Annotated in this window: 22 protein-coding genes; 15 read left to right on the top strand and 7 right to left on the bottom strand. The window is 63.0% G+C overall.

Features of this window, described 5'->3' with window-relative positions; all coding sequences use genetic code 11:
- The first annotated feature begins 61 nt into the window (after positions 1–61).
- From thiL to NEI07_RS14895, 3 genes are all read left to right on the top strand, one after another.
- Positions 62–1,009, top strand: coding sequence for a thiamine-phosphate kinase (thiL, locus tag NEI07_RS14905; RefSeq protein ID WP_256035597.1), 948 nt, complete (start codon positions 62–64; stop codon positions 1,007–1,009).
- A gap of 186 nt (positions 1,010–1,195) precedes the next feature.
- Complete coding sequence (locus tag NEI07_RS14900) at positions 1,196–3,376, top strand: sodium-translocating pyrophosphatase (protein WP_256035596.1); 2,181 nt, start codon at positions 1,196–1,198, stop codon at positions 3,374–3,376.
- Between the two features lie 84 nt (positions 3,377–3,460).
- Positions 3,461–4,105: a glutathione S-transferase family protein gene (locus NEI07_RS14895; RefSeq protein ID WP_256035595.1), complete on the top strand. Its 645-nt coding sequence runs from the start codon at positions 3,461–3,463 to the stop codon at positions 4,103–4,105.
- Positions 4,106–4,235: 130 nt separating this feature from the next.
- Here the strand turns inward: NEI07_RS14895 and NEI07_RS14890 are convergent, their stop codons facing one another.
- Positions 4,236–4,619, bottom strand: a complete 384-nt coding sequence (locus NEI07_RS14890) for a nuclear transport factor 2 family protein (RefSeq protein ID WP_256035594.1) — start codon at positions 4,617–4,619, stop codon at positions 4,236–4,238.
- A 222-nt stretch (positions 4,620–4,841) separates the two neighbouring features.
- Between NEI07_RS14890 and NEI07_RS14885 the strand changes: the two genes are divergently transcribed.
- The 3 genes from NEI07_RS14885 (at position 4,842) to NEI07_RS14875 (ending at position 7,616) form a co-directional block, all read left to right on the top strand.
- On the top strand, positions 4,842–5,060 hold the full coding sequence (locus tag NEI07_RS14885) for a hypothetical protein (RefSeq protein ID WP_210266985.1): 219 nt from the start codon (positions 4,842–4,844) through the stop codon (positions 5,058–5,060).
- Positions 5,057–5,437 carry a type II toxin-antitoxin system death-on-curing family toxin gene (locus NEI07_RS14880; protein ID WP_256035593.1) on the top strand — a complete coding sequence of 127 codons (381 nt, stop codon included), beginning with the start codon at positions 5,057–5,059 and terminating at the stop codon, positions 5,435–5,437. The genes NEI07_RS14885 and NEI07_RS14880 overlap by 4 nt, the downstream gene beginning before the upstream one ends.
- Positions 5,438–5,582: 145 nt before the next feature.
- Entirely contained in the window at positions 5,583–7,616 is a 2,034-nt protein-coding gene (locus tag NEI07_RS14875; RefSeq protein WP_256035591.1) for an NAD(+) synthase, read from the top strand.
- A 68-nt stretch (positions 7,617–7,684) separates the two neighbouring features.
- Here the strand turns inward: NEI07_RS14875 and NEI07_RS14870 are convergent, their stop codons facing one another.
- Positions 7,685–7,858, bottom strand: a complete 174-nt coding sequence (locus NEI07_RS14870) for a DUF1328 domain-containing protein (protein WP_018408550.1) — start codon at positions 7,856–7,858, stop codon at positions 7,685–7,687.
- A gap of 163 nt (positions 7,859–8,021) precedes the next feature.
- Between NEI07_RS14870 and NEI07_RS14865 the strand changes: the two genes are divergently transcribed.
- Positions 8,022–8,687: a DUF6629 family protein gene (locus NEI07_RS14865; protein WP_256035588.1), complete on the top strand. Its 666-nt coding sequence runs from the start codon at positions 8,022–8,024 to the stop codon at positions 8,685–8,687.
- On the opposite strand, the gene NEI07_RS14860 is transcribed toward NEI07_RS14865, so the two are convergent.
- A complete protein-coding gene (locus NEI07_RS14860) occupies positions 8,684–9,550 on the bottom strand; it encodes a D-amino-acid transaminase (protein WP_256035587.1) in 867 nt (288 codons plus the stop codon). The genes NEI07_RS14865 and NEI07_RS14860 overlap by 4 nt on opposite strands.
- Positions 9,551–9,758: 208 nt before the next feature.
- Between NEI07_RS14860 and NEI07_RS14855 the strand changes: the two genes are divergently transcribed.
- Together NEI07_RS14855 and NEI07_RS14850 are read left to right on the top strand one after the other, a co-directional pair.
- Positions 9,759–11,159 (top strand): hypothetical protein, encoded by a 1,401-nt coding sequence (locus NEI07_RS14855; protein ID WP_256035585.1) that lies wholly within the window; start codon positions 9,759–9,761, stop codon positions 11,157–11,159.
- A complete protein-coding gene (locus NEI07_RS14850; protein WP_256035583.1) occupies positions 11,156–12,223 on the top strand; it encodes a M14 family metallopeptidase in 1,068 nt (355 codons plus the stop codon). The genes NEI07_RS14855 and NEI07_RS14850 overlap by 4 nt, the downstream gene beginning before the upstream one ends.
- On the opposite strand, the gene NEI07_RS14845 is transcribed toward NEI07_RS14850, so the two are convergent.
- The 3 genes from NEI07_RS14845 to NEI07_RS14835 form a co-directional block, all read right to left on the bottom strand.
- Positions 12,220–12,576: a copper-binding protein gene (locus NEI07_RS14845; RefSeq protein ID WP_256035582.1), complete on the bottom strand. Its 357-nt coding sequence runs from the start codon at positions 12,574–12,576 to the stop codon at positions 12,220–12,222. The genes NEI07_RS14850 and NEI07_RS14845 overlap by 4 nt on opposite strands.
- 30 nt (positions 12,577–12,606) lie before the next feature.
- The gene (locus tag NEI07_RS14840; protein WP_256035581.1) at positions 12,607–13,050 is read right to left on the bottom strand and encodes a four-helix bundle copper-binding protein; all 444 of its coding nucleotides are present in this window, start codon (positions 13,048–13,050) and stop codon (positions 12,607–12,609) included.
- A gap of 146 nt (positions 13,051–13,196) precedes the next feature.
- Entirely contained in the window at positions 13,197–13,532 is a 336-nt protein-coding gene (locus NEI07_RS14835; RefSeq protein ID WP_256035580.1) for a DUF938 domain-containing protein, read from the bottom strand.
- Positions 13,533–13,703: 171 nt separating this feature from the next.
- Here NEI07_RS14835 and NEI07_RS14830 point away from each other — a divergent pair, with 171 nt between their 5' ends.
- A complete protein-coding gene (locus tag NEI07_RS14830) occupies positions 13,704–14,084 on the top strand; it encodes a hypothetical protein (protein ID WP_328516986.1) in 381 nt (126 codons plus the stop codon).
- A gap of 46 nt (positions 14,085–14,130) precedes the next feature.
- Here the strand turns inward: NEI07_RS14830 and NEI07_RS14825 are convergent, their stop codons facing one another.
- Positions 14,131–15,096 (bottom strand): endonuclease/exonuclease/phosphatase family protein, encoded by a 966-nt coding sequence (locus NEI07_RS14825; protein WP_256035579.1) that lies wholly within the window; start codon positions 15,094–15,096, stop codon positions 14,131–14,133.
- Positions 15,097–15,200: 104 nt separating this feature from the next.
- Between NEI07_RS14825 and NEI07_RS14820 the strand changes: the two genes are divergently transcribed.
- The 5 genes from NEI07_RS14820 (at position 15,201) to NEI07_RS14800 (ending at position 21,520) form a co-directional block, all read left to right on the top strand.
- Positions 15,201–15,890 carry a Crp/Fnr family transcriptional regulator gene (locus tag NEI07_RS14820; protein ID WP_256035578.1) on the top strand — a complete coding sequence of 230 codons (690 nt, stop codon included), beginning with the start codon at positions 15,201–15,203 and terminating at the stop codon, positions 15,888–15,890.
- A gap of 108 nt (positions 15,891–15,998) precedes the next feature.
- Entirely contained in the window at positions 15,999–16,400 is a 402-nt protein-coding gene (locus tag NEI07_RS14815) for a polysaccharide deacetylase (RefSeq protein WP_256035577.1), read from the top strand.
- A gap of 293 nt (positions 16,401–16,693) precedes the next feature.
- The gene (locus tag NEI07_RS14810) at positions 16,694–18,022 is read left to right on the top strand and encodes a tetratricopeptide repeat protein (RefSeq protein WP_256035576.1); all 1,329 of its coding nucleotides are present in this window, start codon (positions 16,694–16,696) and stop codon (positions 18,020–18,022) included.
- Between the two features lie 12 nt (positions 18,023–18,034).
- Positions 18,035–19,210: a FecR family protein gene (locus NEI07_RS14805; protein WP_256035575.1), complete on the top strand. Its 1,176-nt coding sequence runs from the start codon at positions 18,035–18,037 to the stop codon at positions 19,208–19,210.
- Between the two features lie 93 nt (positions 19,211–19,303).
- Complete coding sequence (locus NEI07_RS14800) at positions 19,304–21,520, top strand: CHASE2 domain-containing protein (RefSeq protein ID WP_256035574.1); 2,217 nt, start codon at positions 19,304–19,306, stop codon at positions 21,518–21,520.
- The last annotated feature ends 6 nt before the right edge of the window (positions 21,521–21,526 follow it).

The raw sequence follows: 21,526 nt of genomic DNA, 5'->3' as shown, positions 1-21,526 counted from the left end.
TCCCTCGCCCTCATGCTGAGGAGCGAGCGAAGCTCGCGTCTCGAAGCACGAGGGCGAAGCCATGCCACGCTATAGCGAAGACGACATCATCGCCCGCGTTTTCGCGCCGATCGCGGGCGCGGCCGCGCTCGGTCTCAAGGACGACGCGGCGCTTCTCGCGCCTGAAGGCGCGCCGCTCGTCGTCACAACCGACATGGTCGTCGCAGGCGTGCATTTTTTCGCGGACGACGATCCATCGCTCGTCGCCAAGAAAGCCCTGCGCGTCAATCTCTCCGACCTTGCCGCCAAAGGCGCCGAGCCGATCGGCTTTCTGTTGGCCTTGGCGCTCCCCGCCGACTGGACCAACGACTGGCTCGATGCTTTCGCCGCCGGGCTCGCCGAGGATGCGCGCGCTTTTGGCGCGCCGCTCATCGGCGGCGATACGTGCGCGACTCCCGGTCCGTTGACGATCTCGATCACGGCGCTCGGCCGCGCCCGGCGCTTCGTGCCCCGCACTGGCGCAAAGCCAGGAGACGCCATCTTCGTCTCGGGCCCGATCGGAGACGCCGCGTTGGGTCTCGCGCTGCGCCGCGACCCGGCGCTGGCGCGACGCCTGTCAGATGAGGCGCGCGACTATCTGATCGGGCGCTATCTGCTGCCGCAGCCGCGTCTCGGTATCGCGACGTGGCTTTGCGCCAACGCCAGCGCCGCGATGGACATTTCCGACGGACTTGCAGGCGACCTCGTCAAACTTTGCCGCGCCTCTGGCGTGAGCGCGGTTGTCGATCTCGCCTCCGTGCCGCTGTCGGCGGCGGCGCGAGAGGCGATGGCCATTGATCCCGCGCTCTTCGAAACGGCGATAACCGGCGGAGACGACTACGAAATTCTCATCGCCGCGGGGAGCGAGGCGGCGCCTGCCGCGCCAGCCTGTCGGATCGGCGAAATTGTGGCGGGAAGCGCGCCGCCGGTTTTTCTCGACGCTGATAAAACGCCGGTTTTTTTCAAAAAATTGTCGTTCCAGCACTTCTGAAAAATACGGCGTCGCGCAGCATTGCCGCCCGGCCACGTTTCTGGCAGAAAGCCCGCTGGAAAGCTGCTGTCCCCGCCCGATTCGTTTGGCGGGGCCGCTGCTCCTTTTTTTGTTGCGCGACTCCGTTCGCGGCGACGCGACCAATTCGGCCATTCCCCGGTCGAGGAACGAAAAGGCGAAGCCAAAATGGTTCTGTTTCTAACCATCGTCTTCGGATTGATGTCTATCGTCTATGGCGTGAAGACCTCGCAGGAATTGCTCGCGGCCGATCCGGGGTCGGCGCGGATGCAGGAAATTTCGGGCGCCGTCGCCGAGGGCGCGCAGGCCTATCTCAACCGCCAATACAAGACCATCGCCATGGTTGGCGGCGTGATCTTCGTCATTCTCGTCATTCTGCTCGGCTGGGCGGTCGCCTTCGGATTCCTGCTTGGCGCGGTGCTCTCCGGCGCGGCCGGCTATATCGGCATGAACGTCTCGGTGCGCGCCAATGTCCGCACGGCGCAGGCGGCGACGAAATCGCTCGCCGGCGGCCTCGACATCGCCTTCAAGGCCGGCGCGGTCACCGGACTTCTGGTCGCCGGGCTCGCGCTGCTTGGCGTCGCGGTTTATTACGCGATCCTCACTTGGTTCGCCGGCTATGCGCCTTCGGATCGCACCGTCGTCGACGCGCTGGTGGCGCTCGGCTTCGGCGGGTCGCTGATCTCGATTTTCGCCCGTCTTGGCGGCGGCATCTTCACCAAGGGCGCCGACGTCGGCGCCGATCTCGTCGGCAAGGTTGAAGCCGGCATCCCCGAGGACGACCCACGCAATCCCGCCACGATCGCCGACAACGTCGGCGACAATGTCGGCGATTGCGCCGGCATGGCGGCGGACCTCTTCGAGACCTATGCGGTGACGGTCGTCGCCACCATGGTGCTCGCCTCGATCTTCTTCGCCGGTCAGGAAGGTCTGTCGTCGGCGATGATCTATCCGCTCGCGATCGGCGGCCTTTCGATCCTTACGTCGATCGCCGGCACCTATTTCGTGAAAATGGGCGACGACGACACGGAATGGGGCAAATTCGCCGCGCCCTATTTCAAGAAGCTTGGCATTGACGATTCAATCATGGGCGCGCTTTACAAGGGCCTCATCGCCGCCGGCGTGCTGTCGGTCGGCGGGCTCTTCCTGGCGACGACGTTTACCGTCGGCTGGGGGGAGATCGGCAAGGCGAATGGCGAAGCCATTCACGGCTACGGCCTGTTCCTCTCCGGCGTGCTGGGCCTGATCGTCACCGGCGCCATCGTCTATATCACCGAATATTACACAGGCACCGGCAAGCGTCCGGTGGTGTCGATCGCTCAGGCGTCGGTGACGGGCCACGGCACCAACGTCATCCAGGGCCTCGCCGTGTCGCTTGAATCGACGGCGGCGCCGGCCCTGGTCATCGTTCTCGGCATCATCCTCACCTACGAACTCGGCGGGCTCTATGGCACGGCGATCGCGGTGACGACGATGCTCGGCCTCGCCGGCATGGTCGTGGCTCTAGACGCCTTCGGCCCCGTTACCGACAACGCCGGCGGCATCGCCGAAATGGCGGGCCTGCCGAAAGAGGTGCGTCGCAACACCGACGCGCTCGACGCGGTCGGCAATACGACGAAGGCCGTGACCAAGGGCTACGCCATCGGCTCCGCGGGTCTCGGCGCGCTGGTGCTCTTCGCCGCCTACACGAACGATCTGAAGCATTTCATCGACACCGACGTGCCGTTTTTCAAAGGGCTGGGGAAGATCGACTTCGAGCTCTCCAATCCCTATGTCGTCGCGGGTCTCATCTTTGGCGGCCTCATTCCCTACCTCTTCGGCGGCATCGCCATGACGGCGGTGGGGCGCGCGGCGGGCTCGGTGGTCGTCGAGGTGCGCCGCCAGTTCAAGGAAAAGCCCGGCATCATGGCGGGCACGGACCGGCCGGATTACGGCCGCGCCGTCGACATGCTGACGCAAGCGGCGATCAAGGAAATGATTGTGCCATCGCTACTACCGGTGCTGGCGCCGATCGTCGCCTTCGTCGTCGCCTGGATCCTCGGCGGCAAGGCCAACGCCTTCGCGGCGCTGGGCGCATTGCTGCTGGGCGTTATCGTCAACGGCCTCTTCGTCGCCATCTCGATGACCTCGGGCGGCGGCGCCTGGGACAACGCCAAGAAATCCTTCGAAGACGGCTTCATCGACAAGGACGGCGTGAAGCATGAGAAGGGCTCTGACGCGCATAAGGCGGCGGTGACCGGCGACACCGTCGGCGACCCCTACAAGGACACCGCCGGCCCTGCCGTGAACCCGGCGATCAAGATCACCAATATCGTGGCGCTGCTGATGCTGGCGATCCTGGCGCACTGAGGCTGAACGGCGCGGCAGCGACGAACACGCAAAGGGCGGGGGAAACCTCGCCCTTTTCCTTTTAGGTAGATGAAGGGTCAGTCGGTGCTCAAACTCGTCATCGGGAACAAGCGCTATTCCTCATGGTCGATGCGGCCATGGATTTTGATGAAGGAATTTCATCTTCCTTTCGAGGAGGTCATCGTCCCGCTCTATCGGGAGGAGTCTAAAAGCGCGCTTCTCGCGCAATCTCCCGCGGGGAAGGTTCCGATCCTGCGCGACGGCGACATGAACGTCTGGGATTCGCTGGCTATAGTCGAATATTTTGCCGACCTGTATCCCAATCTTCTCATCTGGCCTCGAGAAAGAGAAACCCGCGCTCATGCGCGGGCGCTTGCCTGCGAGATGCACTCGGGCTTCGCGGCATTGCGCAGCGAATGCCCCATGAATTTTGGCCGATCGCCGCGGCCGGCGTCTCTGACGGAGGCGGCCCGCGCCGATGCCGACCGTATCGGCGCGGCGTGGCGAGACGCGCTGGCGCGCTACAACGGGCCATTTCTTTTCGGGCAATTTGGCGCCGTTGACGCCATGTTTGCGCCTGTCGTCCAGCGGTTCGAAAGTTACATGGTCCCGGTGTCGGATGAAGCGCGCCATTATATGCACGCAATCAAATCGCTTGCGTCCTGGAAGGAGTGGAGCCTGTCCGCTCGGAGCGAGGAATGGCGCTTGCCTCAATACGAGCGCGACTGAGCGCGACGCCAAGTCGCCGTGACGGTTGTGATGTTTCGATATGGCGAGCATGGCGCACTGAGCGACGCGCGACGCGGGTTTGAGAGGGCGGGGGAGACCCCGCCTTTTGCTATGGGAAGGTCCCCTTCATTCACCTTCGGGATGTCTCAAAATCCGCCCGGAGATGCGCCGTGTCGTAAATGATCACGATTTTCGTGAATTGATTTCTGTCTTCGGAAAGCTCGAAAACATCTACGCATTCAAAGGTGGCCGCGCTGCCGCTCTTCAATGTCCAGACATAGCGAAAATGAAGCGCCACCGCAGATCCATTGGAGGAGCTGTCGAAGATGTTCAGGAGCGTGGTATCGGAACGGCTCGTGCCTGCAAACAGCTCGGCATAGAACTCCCTGGCGGGTCGGACGCCATAAAGCGGAGAGTGAGCAACAGCGTCGGCTGTGAAAAGGCTGCACACGGCGGATAGATCGCTCCTGTCCAGCGCGTTCAAGTAGCTTTTGCAGAGGGCTTCCGCGTCCATTCCGGTCTCCATCGCCAGGCGCCATCATAGACTGGCTGCTCTACAAAACGGACGGGTCTTAATCCTCCTGTCTCGCGTTCTGAATGGAATGTTTCGGCCGATTGCAGAGCGGAGCTTTCGCTTTCTGTCCTTGCTGGAATTCCACCCGATCCACTTGCGCATCTTGACGTTTCTTGATGAAGCAAGATAGATATTTCAGTCTGCAGGAAGACGATGGCCGCCATGCGCGAAAAATTCGCCACCCAGGTCGATAAGGATCTGCTCGCCGAGATCCGAAGGATCGCGAAGGATGAGGGGCGGCAGCTTCAATCCGTCATCGAAGACGCGTTGCGGGCGCATGTCGAGGAACGCAGCAAGGCGAAGCCGCGACGTCACGTCATGGACGCCTATCGTTCAAGCGTGCCGCGCTACGGCGGGCTTTACGAAAAACTCGCCAAGTGAGCGGCAGGCGAACCGACTATCTGACAATTGCCGAGATACTCGCCATTCACAGTGATCTGATCGAACGATACGGCGGCGCGGCGGGCGTGCGCGATCCTGGTCAGCTCGAAGCGGCGTTGTTTCGCCCGCAAACGGGCTATTACGCCGACGAGTTTACGCAAGCGGCTGCGCTGTGGGAAAGTCTTTCACAGAACCACGCCTTCGTCGACGGCAACAAGCGTGTCGCCTTCGCGGCGATGTTCGCCTTTGTCACCGTCAATGGAATTTCACTTATCGCGAATGCGGACGAAGCGTGGACTTTCGTTTCTGGGCTCTACGAGAAAGACGCGTTTCGCTTCGAGACGCTGGAGGCGTGGTTGCGCCAGAACTGCCGATGAAAGCATTCAGCTTACCCCTTATCCACCTGCGCCTCCGGGCGACTGGCGCGGGCCGGCCCGCGCCATGTGACTTTCCTGCGGGCCTCTTGCATTATCACGAAGGACAAGCGCTCCAGTCGAACCTTCGGCCGCCCGGGCGGACTTCATGACGCATCCTTTCTTTTGTTTGCACACGCATGGCTTCGTTCGGGTCGCCGTCGCGACGCCGAGCGTGAGAGTCGCCGATCCGGCGTTCAATGTGGCGCGGACAATCGAACTGGCGCGCCAAGCCGATCACCACGGCGCTTCGCTGGCGCTGTTTCCCGAGTTGGGGATCTCCTCATACGCGATTGACGATCTCTTGCAGCAGGAGGCGCTGCTCGTCGCCGTCGACGCGGCGCTCGCCGAACTCGTCGAGGCTTCGTCCAGCATTCATCCGCTGCTCGTCGTCGGCGCGCCGCTGCGCCATCGTGGCCGTCTCTATAACTGCGCCGTGGCGATCCTGCGCGGCCGCGTGCTCGCCGTGACGCCCAAGGTCTATCTGCCGAACTATCGCGAATTTTACGAACAGCGGCACTTCGCGTCCGGAGCCTTTATTTCGGGCGAGGACATCGCCGTCGCCGGACAATGCGCCCCCTTCGGCTCCGATACGCTTCTTGAAGCGACGGATTTTCCCGGACTCGTGATCCACACCGAGATTTGCGAGGACGTATGGGTTCCCATTCCCCCTTCGGCGCGCGCCGCGCTGGCGGGCGCGACCGTGCTGCTCAATCTCTCGGCGTCGAACGCGATCATCGGCAAATCCGACTATCGCGAGACGCTATGCAGCGCGCATTCGGCGCGCTGCCTTTCGGCCTATCTCTATTCGGCGGCCGGGCAGGGGGAGTCGACGACGGACCTCGCGTGGGACGGAGAAGCGCTAATCTGCGAGAAGGGCGAGGTTCTCGCCAAGGCGCCGCGCTTTTCTGACGAACCGCAGCTGGCGCTCGCCGATATCGATATCGGCCGTCTGATGGCCGAGCGGATGCGGCAGGGCACGTTCGGCGCCTGCGCCGACGTGGAGCAGGGCGCGACGAATTACCGTCGCATTGCTTTCGAACTCGCCGCGCCTTGCGACCGCGATCTGGGATTTCTGCGCGAGGTCGGACGCTTTCCCTTTGTCCCGGCGGATGAAACGCGGCTCGCAGAGCTTTGTTTCGAGGCGTTCAACATACAATCGCACGGTCTCGAACAACGATTGCGCGCGACGAACATCAAGAAAGTCGTGATCGGCGTCTCTGGCGGACTCGACTCCACTCAGGCGCTGTTGGTGGCGGTGACGGCGATGGATGCGCTCGGTCTGCCGCGCGAAAATGTGCTCGGCTTCACTCTGCCGGCCTTCGCCACGAGCGAAAGCACCAAGGCCAACGCCTGGCGGCTGATGCGCGCGCTCGGCGTCACCGCGCAGGAAATCGACGTCACCGCGGCTTGCAAGCAAATGCTCGCCGACATCGATCATCCGGCTGCGCGCGGAGAGGCGGTTTACGACACGACTTACGAGAATGTGCAGGCGGGCGCGCGCACGTCGCTGCTGTTTCGTCTTGCCAATCGCCATGGCGCGCTCGTCATTGGCACTGGCGACCTTTCCGAGCTCGCTCTCGGTTGGTCCACCTATGGCGTTGGCGATCAGATGTCGCATTACAACGTCAACGCCTCGGTCCCCAAGACGCTGATTCAGCACCTGATCCGCTGGTGCGCTCGAGAAGAGCGATTTGGCGCGGCAACGGCGGCGGTGCTTGAGGACGTTCTCGCGACGGAAATTTCGCCCGAGCTTGTGCCCGGAGAAGCGAGACAGCGGACCGAGGAAACGGTCGGGCCATATGCGCTGCAGGACTTCAATCTCTATTACGCGACGCGATATGGATTTGCGCCCGCGAAGATCGCTTTTCTCGCTTGGCGCGCTTGGCGGCATGCGGCTGCGGGATCATGGCCTGTAGGCGTCGCTGAAGAGGACAAGGTCGCTTACGACCTGTCGACGATCAAACATTGGCTCGGCGTTTTCGTGAAGCGATTCTTTGAGGGAAGCCAGTTCAAGCGATCGGCGATGCCCAATGGCCCCAAAGTCAGTTCGGGAGGATCCCTGTCGCCGCGCGGCGATTGGCGCGCGCCGTCCGATTCCGTCGCAGATGCCTGGGTCAGCTCGCTCGACGATATTCCCTGACGCGCAAATGGCCGGCCACTCAATAGAGCGCCGGCTCATTTAACGTTTGCGAGATTTCGCGACGACCGTCAGGCGCGCCGGACGAGGCCGAGAACGACCGAAACGACCAGGAGAACCAACGCGAGCCAGAACAATATGCGCGCGCCGTCCACCGCGACGCCGGCGACGCCTCCAAAGCCCAGAAATCCGGCAATGAGAGCGACGACCAGGAACACCACGGCCCAATACAGAAGGTTGCCCATTTTGACCTCCGCTTTTGAACTCTCGTCCTAAAAACGCGTCTGCAGCGCACATGTTCCGAGCCCGCAATCGCGGATACCGTCGCATTGCCATTGCTCAGGTCTCGACGCGCGCGAAATCTGCATTAAGATAGTCAAAGCGTTACCTGCACAGTGACCGTGATCTATGTGCTATTCGCTTGAGGCAAGCATTACGGCTGGGCTCGGCCTGGGATTGGCGGGCTACGGCATGGTTGCAAAAGCGCTGCGCCACGACCGGCGCATGTTGCTGTTCGCCGCGTTTCCGCTGGTGTTCTCGGCGCACCAGTTCGTGGAAGCTGCGGTATGGCTCACGCGGAACGATCCGGTCGTCGGGCAGCCCTTCCGCTATCTCTACACCTTAATCGCCTTTGCGATGTGGCCTGTGCTGACGCCAACGGCCGCCGCTTATGCGGAATCGGATCCGGAGCGAAATCGTCTTTGGTGGACCATGGGCGGCGTAGGCTTTGTCCTGGCCGCCTATCTTATCGCCAAACTCGCCGGCGCCGACGGCATCGACCTGTCGGTCTATCGGCACTCGCTCGCTTATGATCCGTTGTTCGAGCGCCCGCCGCTGGCGACGGACTTTCTCTATCTCTTATTGACGGTCGCGCCGCTCATCTTGAGCGAGCGCAGGGCGATCAAAATTTTCGGCGTCGCGGTGTTCTTGACGTTTGTCATGGCGCTCGCAGCAAATCGTCCGGCTTGGTATTCCGTGTGGTGTCTCGCTGCAGCGGTGTTCAGTTTTGTCATTGCCTTCGCGATCGAAGAAGAGCGCAGCTCTGACTACGATGAGCTGGAAATGCAGCGCTAGTCGGTCCGGGACGTGTTCGTCGCCCATTCGATGTAGCGCCGGCGCAGCAGGCGACTTATGTCGCCCGGCGCGCCAGATCCGATGGGGCGGCCATCGACCGAGACGACCGGCAGCACAAGATTGGAGGCGCTCGTGAGGAAGGCTTCCTTCGCCTCATAGGCCTCGGCGACCGAGAAACTGCGCTCCTCGACGGTCAATCCTTCTCGCTCCGCGAGCAACTGCACGGCTTTCCGTGTACAGCCGGGAAGAACTGCGGAGGAGTTTAGACGTGTCACGAGCACGTTCGCGCCGGTGAGGATGAAGGCGGTCGAGGATGAGCCTTCGGTCACGAAACCATCCTGATCGACCATCCAGGCCTCCTGGCAGCCGCCCTCGAGCGCCGCTTGCTTCGCCAGAACCTGCGCGAGCAGCGCGGTGCTCTTGATGTCGCGTCGCGCCCAGCGCAGATCCGGAACAGTAATGACTTTCACGCCGGTTTCGGCTGCGGGCGAGGCGATGATGTTTTTCTTCTGAGCGAAGGCGACGAACGTCGGCGCCGCTTCCGCGGGAAACCCGAACTCGCGTTCGGCGGCGGCGCCTCTGGTGATCTGCAGATAAACGAGGCCTTCGCTCAAACCGTTTCTTGCGACAAGTTCGGCTTCAACTTCGGCGATGCGCGACACTGGAATGGGACTTCCGATACGCAGCTCGCGTAGGGAGCGCTCGAGGCGCGAAAGATGCGATTCATTGTCGATCAGCCTTCCGCCGATGACGGCCGCAACCTCATAGACGCCGTCGGCGAACAGGAAGCCGCGGTCGAGAATCGACACGCGCGCCTCGTCGATGGGGATGTAAACTCCGTTCACGTAAGCGATATCAGACACTGTCGGCTCCAGGTGAGGGAGCGCAATCTACAGCAGCGCTCGCGGCTTGTCCTGCCGACGCTTTGGGCTCTATCGATAGGGCGGGGGATGCCTAAATAGAATGATCTGCGGCGGATCGCCGGGCTCCTCGCGTTCTCGGTCGCGGCCGCCGTTGCGCTGGCGCGCATGAGAAGCGGAAAACTGCGCTTACGGGCGGGAAGGGGGATGCTTGGGCGAAGAAATCAAGACCACGGGCTTCACGCCCGCCGACAAGGCGCGCTTCGCCGGCCGGCTCGCGCAGGAAACGCATCTCGCTCGCGCCCTGTTTGAACAGGACAAATTTTCGCGTGACGGCCACATGGTCGGCTTCGAAATCGAAACCTGGATCGTGGATCACAATTATGCGCCGTCCTCGATCAACCAATATCTCCTGGAAACCCTCAATCATCCGCTCGTCGTGCCGGAGCTGTCGCGGTTTAACGTCGAGTTGAATTGCGCGCCCTTCCGCCTCAAAGGCGACGCGCTGACGCAGGCGCACCATTCGCTGACGGATCTATGGGCGAAATGCAACGACGTGGCTCATCAGCTCGACGCCAATCTGGTGATGATCGGCACGCTGCCAACGATCCGCGACGCCGATCTGACGCTCGCCAATATGTCGCCGCTCAACCGCTACTATGCGCTCAACCAGGAAGTGCTTCGTCTGCGCGGCGGACAGCCGTTGCACGTCAATATCGCCGGTCGCGACCGCCTCGCGTCCGAGCACAAAGATGTGATGCTCGAGGCTGCGACGACCTCGTTTCAAATCCATCTCAAGACCCCGGCCGATCTGGCGCATCTTTATTACAACGCCTCGGTGGCGGCGTCGGGCCCGATCCTGGCGGCCTGCGGCAACGCGCCTTTCCTTTTCGGCAAGGCGCTATGGGAGGAAACGCGCATTCCGCTGTTTGAACAAGCGGTGAAGATGCCGGGCCCGGCCAGGGTCTGCATGGGCTCCGGCTATGCCGAGCGATCTCTCATCGAGATCTTCGAGGAAAATTTTCGCGACTATGAGGCGCTGCTTCCCGTGGCCTTTGACGATCCTCCCGAGGCTATGCGCCACCTGCGGTTGCATAATGGCGTCATCTGGCGCTGGAATCGTCCGCTGATCGGCTTCGACGACAACGGGGCGCCGCATCTGCGCATCGAACACCGCATTCTGCCCTCGGGACCGACCTTCATCGATATGATGGCGAACGCCGCGCTTTACCTTGGGCTCGCACGCGCCATCGCGATGAGCGGGAACGGCGGCGCGGGCGGCCTCGGTTTCGCTGACGCCAAGCGAAATTTTTATGCCGCTGCGCGTTTTGGTCTCGACGCGAAGCTCGAATGGCCGGGAGAAGGGGAGATCGCCGCCGATCGTCTGCTGCTCGAACGGCTCATTCCCGCCGCACGGGCGGGGCTGCGGGACCTGGGCGTCGCCGAAGCCGATTTCCTCGATATCATCGAAGCTCGGGTGCAGACCCGGCAGACCGGGGCGGCTTGGCAGCGAAAAGCTCTTGAGGCGCGCGGCGGGGACCTTTATGGCCTGATGGCGGCCTATTGCGAGCGCCAGCGGAGCGGCGCGCCCGTCCATCAGTGGGAAACGTGAGGAGAACAGTGACCGACGCGCCTTGCGCCCTGCTCGACCGGCTGCCCGACGGATTTCTCGACTGTCCCGCCAATCGCCTGAAGGACATCCTTCCCCGACCGACGCTGTTCGACCTTGCGGGCCGCGATCCGCATCCGCTGTTCGTGTCTACGCTGCTGCACGGAAACGAGACGAGCGGGCTCGCCGCCGTGCAGGAGATTCTGCGCCGTCACGCCGCGCGCGGGCTCAATCGGTCACTCATTCTATTCATCGGCAATGTCCACGCCGCGGCGGCGAATGTGCGCACGCTCCCGAGTCAGCGCGACTTCAACCGGGTGTGGCGGGGCACGGCGTTTCCCGATGATCCGCTCGCGCATATGGCGCGCTGGATTTACGCCTACGTCGAGAAGCGCCGAGCTTTCGCCGCCGTCGACATCCACAACAACACCGGCTTCAATCCTCACTACAGCTGCATCAGCAAGCTTGAGCCGAAGTATGTCGCGCTTGCGCAGCTTTTCTCCCGCATTGTTGTGCATTTTCAGCGCCCGCGCGGCACCTGCGCAGCGGCCTTCGCCGAATTGTGCCCGGCGATCACGGTCGAATGCGGCAAGTCGGGCGCCGATGTGGGCGTGGCGCATGCCGTCGAATTGCTCGACGCCTGCCTCTCGATCGCAGAGCTTCCCGACCACGCGCCGGCCCCCCAGGACATCGAGTTGCTGCGCACATGCGCCATCGTGAAGCCGCCCGCCGGCGCAAGCTTTTCCTTCGACGGAACGCCGGCGGATTTCGTCTTCCGCCCCGATATCGACCACCTGAATTTCAGTGAATTGGGCGCTGGCGCCTCTTTCGGCGCGCTGGGCCACGAAGACGCGCGCCTCGAAGTCCTCTCCGGCGAGGGGTTCGACACGCTGCCGATCAACTATTTCGATTACGCGGGCGGCGAAATCAGGCTCGCGCGCCCCGCCATCCCGGCCATGCTGACAGTCGATCGCCGCGCGGTGCAGCAGGATTGCCTATGTTATCTGATGCACCGCATCGGCATGGACGGTCTAGGATATAGCCGCACTGACGCGAACGCGCATTAGGGTTTATCCGGCCGCACGTCCTCGATGACATAGAGGCCTTTCGCGTCGCGACTGATCGTGAATTTGATCTTCATGCCCTTTGACAGGCTGGCGAGGTCGACGTTCGGCGCGACACGAAACGCCATTGTCATGGGCGACATTTCCAAGGGACCCGCGACCGGACCATGCGTGATCATGATCCGTCTCTCATCCGCGTCGACCGCCCGGACGACGCCCTCGCCTTGCCCCGACGTCTTCTCCGTCTTTTCCGTCGCCTGGGCGAGCGTGTAGCGCGGCGCGCCTTGGACCGCGGCGCCGCCAATCCCGATAGAGATGGCGGCGCACATCGCGACGCGCGCAAATCGCGTCTTCATCGAAGTCCCCAATCTTGCTGCTGAGGTCGGCTAGACTTTACGGCATTCGTCGGCGCATTTCTGGCACGCTTTGCCGCAGGCCACGCATTCGGCGATCTTTGGAAACTTGTCGCACTGCTTTTTGCAGTCCTCGCAAATCAGAGCGACCGTTTTCGCCAGCGCGACGGTATGCGACGAGTTGAGCGCCGACAGCGATGCGAGCGCATTGCATGCTGCGACAAGCTGCAACGAGGCGTCCGCACATTCGGCCATGCTCGTGTCTTTCATCGCAAACATGCCAAGACAGTGCCGAAGGCAGTCATTGCCCGTGGAGACACATTCGATGCTCGCGTGTTCCAGGTTTTTGTAGAGCGGCGGATGCATGTCCTCCATTTTGGCCGCGCTGTCCTGCTGGCCGGTCGCCTGAGCAAACGCTTGTGTGGCGGACAGGACGGCGGCAGCGGTTCCGACGGCAATGAATTCGCGACGTTCCATGGTCTTTCTCCAGGTGGGGTTCACGATACTTACCGAGGGGACCCGCTCGTGGGTTCCATCGGGATGGCGGCGCTCATGTCATCTTCGAGGGATATCATTTGTGACCGTGACGCTCGTGTCGAAGGCGCTTGTGCATCGACGTCTCGTCATGTGTGATGAAAGATGACGCTGAGATTGCTGGCGGGCATGTCCACGATTTGAGGCTCTCCAAACCTTTCTCGCGCGCGCGGTCCGCGACATCCTCCAGATCGCGGACGCCTCACTCGGCGTTGCGAGCGCGAAGGCTCGCAACGAATTCGGCGCGGCTCGAAGCTCTGCGCGCCGCCGCGCCTGTATGGACCGTATAAATAGAGCGGCGCGCCCGCGGACAAGGTCCCGACTGCGCCCTCGAACAAAGCCTCTCTCGCGCTCCAGGGGGAAATGTGCGTCATGTTTATGCAGATGGCGTCCGCAAGAAGCTCTACGTTGTTCAAATTGCACACTCATGACGTGGGCTTAAGCTACTCGAATGCAGCGATTTCCATATATTCATCCCAAACCGCCTCGCGATCTACACTCATCTCATGGCGAAGCCCTTGGCTGTTCGTAGGCATGAATTTTGATGCCTCATGTGCGAAAGGCGGGCGCCTGACGATTTCTGTCAATAAGGGCGCATGCGCGACGGCGTGCAAAAGCTCGTCGCTTGCTGTGTCGAACTGCCGTGGGTCTTGAAAATGTCTCAGCGCTTCGAGCTTGTCGCCTCAACGCATCGATCCTTTGTCGCATTGGCGACGCTCCGCCTTCCCGGCCACCCCCTGCGGCGCTTTACCAAAGAAGAGGCGGCGATCCTGTCGCGGGCCCTCGACTCCGTCGCGACGGGCGACCGCGGCGAACAGCAGATCTATATGAGCCCCATCGCCAGCGATCATGACTTTGACGCGAGAGTCGAACAGAGCGGCGTTGTCCTCTCCTCTGAAGGTCACGGAGACGTCAAACTGGACTGGAGCGAAGCGCGCGCCCTGGCCGAAGAGTTGAGATCGTTTGCGTCCGGCTGACAGGTTGACGCTTGAGCGGCGCGTTCGGGTTCACAAGCGGCGCGGTTCATTTTGCGACGAGTTCAAACCGCGCGACCACGGGCGCGTGAAGCGATCCCTCGACAGGCTCTTCCGCATAGACTTCGTCCTGCAGCCCTTCGTTCAAGATCGTGGTCTCGCGCCAATTGGCGGCCAATGCGCGTGAGGCAAGGAGGTGGTCGATCAGCGTTGGACGTCCCGCATGTACCACGGTGAAACGCCGCGACGGCTCGACGCGCTCTTCCAAGGCGACGAGGGCCCGGTCCCCTTCCGCCGCTTCGTCTCCGCCGCCCCGCAAGAGTCGCGTTGGCGCGTCATGCGCGTCGGCGTTGAAGTCGCCAGCAATTGCGATCTGCGCCTTCGGCTCGGCGTCAAAGAGCGTCTCGGCGAACAGCCGAGCCTCCAACGCTTGGCCTTCGCGCTTGAGCGCGGCCACGAACTGGCCCTCGATTTGCGCGCGGCTCGATCCGAAGCCGCGCGCCGTCGCGATAGGCATGGCGCGCGGCGCGCGTAGATGCAGATTGATGACGTGGAGCGCGCCTCCGTTGGGAAGCGCGACAGCAGCGTAGAGCAGGGGCCTGTCCCAAGCGATCTCGACCGGCTCCGGCTGGGAGCCGTCGGCGTCGCGCGGCGGCGGCCAGACCCATCGCGCCACAATATCGTGGTGGATCTGCCGGTGCGCGCGCATCGGCCACCGCGAAAGGATTGCGAGATTATGCACGTCGGCGGGGGCGTCGCCGCCCGGCCTGACGGTCGTCGCCCGATGAAAGTTCGCGTATCTGGTCGTCGCCAGCAACTGATCGAGCGCGATATATTGCCGCGCGCCGTGCTTATGAAGCCTCTGCGCATGGATTTCCTGCAGGCATAATATATCGGCGTCGAGCGCCTCCAGCAGTGGGCGTAGCGCATCGCCCCGACGCGCAAACGCCTCCGGTTTGCTCCCCGACCAATCGAGATTTTCGAGATTGAAGGTCGCCAGTCGGAACGCTTGCATCGTCAATCCTCGCCCGAAGAGTCTGCATCCGCTAGCAGATTGCGCCTCGACGAGGTCGACATTTAGCGGCAATATCGGGACTATTTCCAATCCAGGAGCGCGATGTGTCCCTATTTGATGGGATTCCTTTCTTTGTTGGCCTAGATCCCACGCGCGGCGAGCAGCTCGCGCGCCAATGCGTGCGCAGGCGCTACGCCGAGCATGAGCTGGTCCTCGATTTCGACGATCCTTCGACCGATGTGTATTTCATCGTCAGCGGCGACGTTCGAGTGCTGATACGAACCGCCGCCGGCAAGGAGATGATCTTCGGGGATTTCGGACCGGGCAAATTCTTCGGCGAGATGGCGGCGGTCGACGGGGCCAAGCGCTCCGCCAATGTGACGGCGCTCACCAATGCGGAACTTTTGCTGGTGCCGCCAGTGGTCTTCAAGGAGATCCTGTTCAGCGAACCGGAGATTTGCGAGCGGCTGTTGCGTCTGCTGACGGCTCGGGTGCGGGAGCTGAATACGCGCCTGTTCGAGCGCTCGGTGCTCGACCTCAAGCATCGCCTCTATTCCGAATTGTTGCGCATGTCGGCGCCGCGCAAGGGATCGACGGGGCAGTCGATCGTATCGCCGCCGCCGTTTCAGCATGATCTCGCCGCCCGAATCGGTTGTCGGCGCGAACAGGTCAGCCGCGAACTCTCGGCCATGATCGACGAAGGCCTCGCCGAAAAAATTCGCGGCGGTCTCGTGTTGTTGCGCCCGTCGGTCCTGGAGAAGCGGGTTCAAGAGGCGCTCAACGAAGCCGAATGACCCCTGTGCGTTTTCGCACAAACAGATGAGGGACGGGGCGCTACCGTCGCTATGCTGCCGACAAGAGGCAAAGGACCCGCGGCAGAGCAAGCGACTGGGAGAACCAAAATGCTTCCCGAATTGACGCCGATCGAGCGCTGCGCCGAAGTGGCGGGTCTGCGCGGTCATGAACTCATCCTGGGCGTGAGCCCCAGCGACAAGCACCATCGTATGCTGGCGCGATACCGCCGGGCCGTGTCGCTCGACGCCGCGCGCGGGCGAGTCGTCGCCGACATCCGTAACGCGGTGGAGATCGGCGCGTCGCGCCGCGCCGCCGACTTGCTGATCGTGCTGCGCTGGCTCCTGGCGCCGGGCGCGTCTTGCGACGATTCACGCGCCATCGCGCGTCCGCGCCGCCGCACCTTCTCGGCACGCTGGCGTAGGGGCGTCATTGCGTCGCCGGTCGCCGAGCGGTCGTCGCTTGAAAACGGCGAAGTCGTCCCTCTGTTCGATGGCGGTCTCCGGCGCTAGCCGCGTTGCGCCTGTGGTTTCAAGGCAACACCGGGCAATTTGTTGTGCCCGCCGTTTACGCGCGAAGGCAGGAGGGAAATACCCATAAGCTGTTGCTGCAAAGCATTAATTCGCAGCAGACGCATCGCGCCGTCGCTTCGTCCTCTTCGGCGGATCGTCCGGCGCTAGCTTGATACTCCAGGCGACATGAGTCAGCTTCCGGTTCAGCTGACGGTCACGGCTTCGATCGCCGTTTTCTGATTTTTTACGGGGGCTTGCCATTTATGTTCGCATATAGAGCGGCGCCGAGGCTTTTGGGCGCACTGTTTGCCGCATTCTCACTTTTCAGTCCGGCTCTGGCGCAGGAGGATCCGCGCGCCGAACAAGAGCGTCTCGCAGCCTATATTCAGCATAATCCGACCGATTATGACGCGACCTATCGCTACGTCCTGCTGTCGACGGAGCTGCGCGACTATGAGGCGGGAATCGGCGCGCTTGAACGCATGCTGATGTTCAACCCGAACTTGTCGCGCGCCCGAAAGGAGCTTGGTTTCCTTTATGCGCGGCTTGGCGCCTATGAACTTTCGGCGCAGCATTTGCGCAACGCGCTCGCCGAAGGCGGCCTCGATGCGGTTCAGGTCGCTCAGGTCGAAGCGCAACTGCCCGATATCGAGAAGCGCACGCAAGCCAACCGGCTTTATCTGCGGATGCACGTCGGCCTGCGCGCGCAATCGAACGCCAATTTCTTCCCGACCAATAATCTTTTCCAGGTCGGCGGCGTCGGCGTTGCGTCGGCCGCCTCGCGCAAGGGCGACATCAACAGCTTTCAATTGGTGCAGGCGGCGCATGATCTGGATTTTCAGAATGGGCGCGGCGACCAGCTCGAGACGCGCGTGACGGGCTACGCCACCGAACAGTTTCGCCTGCCGCAGTACAGCGTCGCGCTGTTCGCCGGCTCCATCGGGCCGCGCATCCATATCGCGCCCGATCTTTATCCGGGCCTCTCCATCAAGCCATACCTGACCGGCGCGGTGGCGCTGCTCGGCGGTAGCAATTATCTGAACGCCGGCGGCGCCGGCATGAGTTTCGGCGCGGAACTCAGTCGCGACCTGTGGTTCGAACCGGGCGCCGAATGGCGGTCGATCTGGGTTGATCCCTCGCCGGGCTATCTCGGCTCTCTCGGTTTTTCGCCCTATTCGACAGTATCGACGTTGGCGACTGGCGACGTCGTCACCGGTTACCTGAGCAGCTCATACAGGCTGACCAACGACTTGAGGCTTGAAGGTCGCGTCGCCTATACGCGCGCCTTTGCGGGCAATCCGCAGCAATCTTCCGATCAGGTGGACGTTCAGGCGATGCTGCGGCTCGAGGTCGACCCGCCATTTCCGATCATTCCGCGCCGATGGACCCTCGCGCCTTATGGCCGCTTTACCCATCTTGCGTTCGACGCCGCCAATCCGGTCATCAATCCGTTCGTCGCGCGTCGAGACACTGTCTGGATCGGCGGCCTGATGGTGGACTTGCCGATCACCCCGTATCTCGGTTTCGCCGGCAACGTCGAATATGCGCGTAACGATTCAAATCTGCCGAATTTCAAGACTGACAACGTGTCCGTCAGTTTCGGGCCAACGGCAAAGTTCTGACGGAGACGATAAATGAAAAAGTTCTCCGCGGCCGCCACAACAGCTCTCGCGCTCGTCGCAGGCCCCGCGCTCGCAGACAACGTCGGGAATGTCGGTGCGGTCAATCAGAGTGCGCACGGCACGCCGCCGGGCGCCGCGAAGCGTTCGCTATCGGTCGGTCTTGGCGTGCAACGTCGTGAACGCATCGAGACGAGCCCATACGGCAGCGCCCAGATTGTCTTTAACGACACATCGACGATGACCGTCGGACGCAACAGCGCCGTCACCGTTGACGATTTCGTCTATTCACAGGGCGGAGGCGGTCAGCAGGGCGTGTCGATGGCGAAGGGCGTCATGCGCTTTGTCGGCGGCGGCGTCAGCCATGAAGGCGGGACAAAGCTGCGGACCCCGACGGCGTCGATCGGCGTGCGCGGCGGGACGGCGCTGGTTCGTATTGGCGGCTCCTGCGGCACGCTCATCGTGCACCAATATGGCTTCATCGACGTTGGCGGCCAGGCGCTCACGCGCCCGGGCTATGGCGTTTGCGCGCCGAGCGGCGGGCCGGTGTCAGAGCCTTTCCTCGTGCCGCCTGAGACGATCGCGGAAATCATCGCCGCGTTGGAGAGCGGCAAAAAGCAGCGTGGCGGCGCCAAGCGCGAGCCGACAAACGAAGAGGCGAATCTTGCGCTCGGCAATGATCGTCCGCCGGACGTCGTCAGTCCGCCGGGACTCGACGCGCTAGGTCCGGTTTGGTTCGGCAATTCGCTGGTGCAGAGCCGCGCCAATGTCGACAATCAGCCTGCGCCGCTGCCGACGCCTGCGCGCCAAGGCGGAAATGACAGCCACAACGACGATCATGGTCACGGCGGCCACGGCGGACACGATCACGGTGGTCACGAAGGCGGTGACGGCGGACATGGCGGTCATGGCGGTCATGGCGACCACGGCGATGGCGGGTATGGCGGCCATGGCGATGGCGGCCACGGCGGTTATGGAGGCGGCTACGGCGATGGCGGCCATGGTGGCGGCTACGATGGCGGCGATGGCCATGGCGGCGGCCAGTACGGCGGCGGTGATGGCTATGGAGGCGGCTATTACGGCGACGGTGGTCACGGCGGCGCAGGCGGGGGTGGCGGCCTCTTCGGGAGCGGCGGCTCCGGGGGCGGCCATGGTAGCGGCGGCCATGGGAGCAGCGGTCACGGAGACTAACTGTTGCGATTGACGGTCCGGGCGACTAGTTCTGCGGCGCCGCCAGCCTCGCCGATCGCCACGGCGGCGGCGTGACCGTCAAGCGAGGTGTAGATGTTGAAGCGGCGTCGCGCCTACCTTCTCGCGCTTGTCGCCGCTGCGGCTCTCATTTTTCCCTGGGGCGTCATTCAGCCCCGGGCGCTAGACGACCTACGCAACTTTGTCTTCGACACCTTTCAGCGTCTGGCGCCTCGCGCCTATGATCCCGAGGCGCCGACGCGGGTCGTGGGCGTCGACGAAAAAAGTCTCAGCGCCTATGGGCAATGGCCTTGGCCGCGCGCCCGGGTCGCCGAACTTCTTGACCGACTGCGCGAGCTCGGCGCGGCGTCCATTGCTTTCGACTTTATCTTCGCGGAGGCGGATCGCGCCGGAGCGTCCCAGCTCATCGAGGCGATTCCTGACCCACGCGCCCGCGCCGAGGTGGCGAAGCTCGTCGCAAAAGCGCCGAGCGGCGATCAAGTCTTGGCTCAGGCGCTCTCGAAGGCGCCCGCCACGCTTGGAGTCACGCTGACCGACGCCGTTTCCGCGCCGCTGTTGGCGAAGTCGGGACTGGTCACCACCGGCGACGATCCGGCGCCCTTCCTCGCCGCATTCGCCGGCGCGGTCGGCCCCGAACGAAAGCTTGCGGAAGCGGCGCGAGGGTTCGGCGCGACAAATTGGCTGCCCGATCACGACCAGATCGTTCGTCGGGTGCCGTTGGTGACGCGCGCCGGCGACGTTCTCATGCCCTCCCTGGCGCTCGAAGCCCTGCGCATCGCCCAGGGCGAGCCGGCGATCATCATTCGCTCGTCAAACGCCAGCGGACAAACGGCTTTCGGCAAGCAGACGGGCGTCAACGCGATAAAGGTCGGCGCCTTCGAAATTGCGACCGGCCCCAACGCGGAGGTCCGGCCACGCTATTCGCATAGCGACGCAATGCGGGACATTTCAGCCAAGGACGTGCTCGAGGGCCGCGTTGCGCGCGATGACATCGAGGGGCGCATCATCTTCGTCGGCGCCTTGGCGACGGGTCTCGGCGACGTCCGAGCGACACCGTTGGAGCCGGTCGTTCCCGGCGTCGACGTGCACGCGCAAATCGTCGAATCGATCGCCTCGGGTTCGCTGCTCGCGCGACCGGACTGGGCGCCTGGGCTGGAGTTCGTCGTCGCCGCGCTCGCGTTTTTGCTGATCATGAGCCTGCTCTTTGTCGCGCCGCCGCTCGTCTCGGCGGCGGCGGCGGCTCTCGCCGTCGTAGGCCTTTTCGTCGGCGCCTTTTATCTGTTCGACCGCCGCGGCATGCTGCTCGATCCCTCTTATCCCAGTCTCGCGATCATTGGCGGGTATCTCTTTGGCGCAGTGACGCTCTGGCGAGCCGAAAATTCCGCGCGCCGCCATGTGCGTCAGGCCTTCGGCAAATTCGTCGCGCCGGCCGTTGTGGATCGCCTCGCCGAACATCCCGACCGGCTGGTGCTCGGCGGCGAGACGCGCGAATTGACCGTGCTGTTTTCCGATCTGCGCAATTTTTCCGGGATTTCGGAAGGCATGAGCGCACGCGAACTCACGCAGTTCATGAATGAATATTTGACCCCGATGACCGACGCCATCCTCGAAGAGGAAGGCACGATCGACAAATATATGGGCGACGCGGTGCTCGCCTTCTGGAACGCGCCGCTCGATATCGACGACCATCCGCGCAGGGCCGTTCGGGCCGCCCTGACGATGCGCGAGGCTCTCGTCGGCCTCAACAAAAGGCGCGCCGAGGCCGCTGCGTCGTCGGGCGACGATGCGCAGCCGGCGGCGATGGGGCTTGGCCTCAATCTCGGCCCTTGCAGCGTCGGCAATATGGGATCCATCCGCCGCTTCGACTATTCGATTCTTGGCGACACGGTGAATCTCGCGTCGCGGCTCGAAGGGGCGAGCAAGGCCTTTCAGACGGACATTGTGGCCTCTGGCGCGGTGCGCGATGCGGCGCCCGACTTCGCCTGGATCGATCTTGGCTGTGTCCGCGTCGTCGGAAAGACCGAACCGACAAGGGTTTTCGCGCTCGCCGGCGACAGCGGGATGGCGGTCTCGGACTCGTATGTGCGCTGGCGCAAGTCGCACGACCTCATGCGCCAGGAATATGAGTCGGGCCGATTCGAAGCCGCCGCCGAGGGCGCCTCGGCGTTGGCGCGATCGGTTCCCGAGCCCTGGCCCGCGCTCTATCTCGTCTTGGAGCAGCGGTATCGCGGTCTCGCCAGGGAAGGGCCGCATGATAACTGGTCTTCGGTATGGAATCTTTCGAGCAAGTGACGTCTT

The sequence above is a fragment of the Methylocystis suflitae genome (assembly GCF_024448135.1).
Classification (GTDB): domain Bacteria; phylum Pseudomonadota; class Alphaproteobacteria; order Rhizobiales; family Beijerinckiaceae; genus Methylocystis; species Methylocystis suflitae.
The sequence above is the reverse complement of the archived record's forward strand: the minus strand, read 5'-3'. Positions and strand labels throughout refer to the sequence as shown.

Excerpts from the sequence above, each read along its gene's own strand:
- thiL (WP_256035597.1), top strand. The coding sequence starts at position 62 with ATGCCACGCTATAGCGAAGACGACATCATCGCCCGCGTTTTCGCGCCG.
- NEI07_RS14900 (WP_256035596.1), top strand. The coding sequence starts at position 1,196 with ATGGTTCTGTTTCTAACCATCGTCTTCGGATTGATGTCTATCGTCTAT.
- NEI07_RS14890 (WP_256035594.1), bottom strand. The coding sequence starts at position 4,619 with ATGGACGCGGAAGCCCTCTGCAAAAGCTACTTGAACGCGCTGGACAGG.
- NEI07_RS14885 (WP_210266985.1), top strand. The coding sequence starts at position 4,842 with ATGCGCGAAAAATTCGCCACCCAGGTCGATAAGGATCTGCTCGCCGAG.
- NEI07_RS14875 (WP_256035591.1), top strand. The coding sequence starts at position 5,583 with ATGACGCATCCTTTCTTTTGTTTGCACACGCATGGCTTCGTTCGGGTC.
- NEI07_RS14870 (WP_018408550.1), bottom strand. The coding sequence starts at position 7,858 with ATGGGCAACCTTCTGTATTGGGCCGTGGTGTTCCTGGTCGTCGCTCTC.
- NEI07_RS14865 (WP_256035588.1), top strand. The coding sequence starts at position 8,022 with ATGTGCTATTCGCTTGAGGCAAGCATTACGGCTGGGCTCGGCCTGGGA.
- NEI07_RS14845 (WP_256035582.1), bottom strand. The coding sequence starts at position 12,576 with ATGAAGACGCGATTTGCGCGCGTCGCGATGTGCGCCGCCATCTCTATC.
- NEI07_RS14840 (WP_256035581.1), bottom strand. The coding sequence starts at position 13,050 with ATGGAACGTCGCGAATTCATTGCCGTCGGAACCGCTGCCGCCGTCCTG.
- NEI07_RS14830 (WP_328516986.1), top strand. The coding sequence starts at position 13,704 with ATGCGCGACGGCGTGCAAAAGCTCGTCGCTTGCTGTGTCGAACTGCCG.
- NEI07_RS14825 (WP_256035579.1), bottom strand. The coding sequence starts at position 15,096 with ATGCAAGCGTTCCGACTGGCGACCTTCAATCTCGAAAATCTCGATTGG.
- NEI07_RS14815 (WP_256035577.1), top strand. The coding sequence starts at position 15,999 with ATGCTTCCCGAATTGACGCCGATCGAGCGCTGCGCCGAAGTGGCGGGT.
- NEI07_RS14805 (WP_256035575.1), top strand. The coding sequence starts at position 18,035 with ATGAAAAAGTTCTCCGCGGCCGCCACAACAGCTCTCGCGCTCGTCGCA.
- NEI07_RS14800 (WP_256035574.1), top strand. The coding sequence starts at position 19,304 with ATGTTGAAGCGGCGTCGCGCCTACCTTCTCGCGCTTGTCGCCGCTGCG.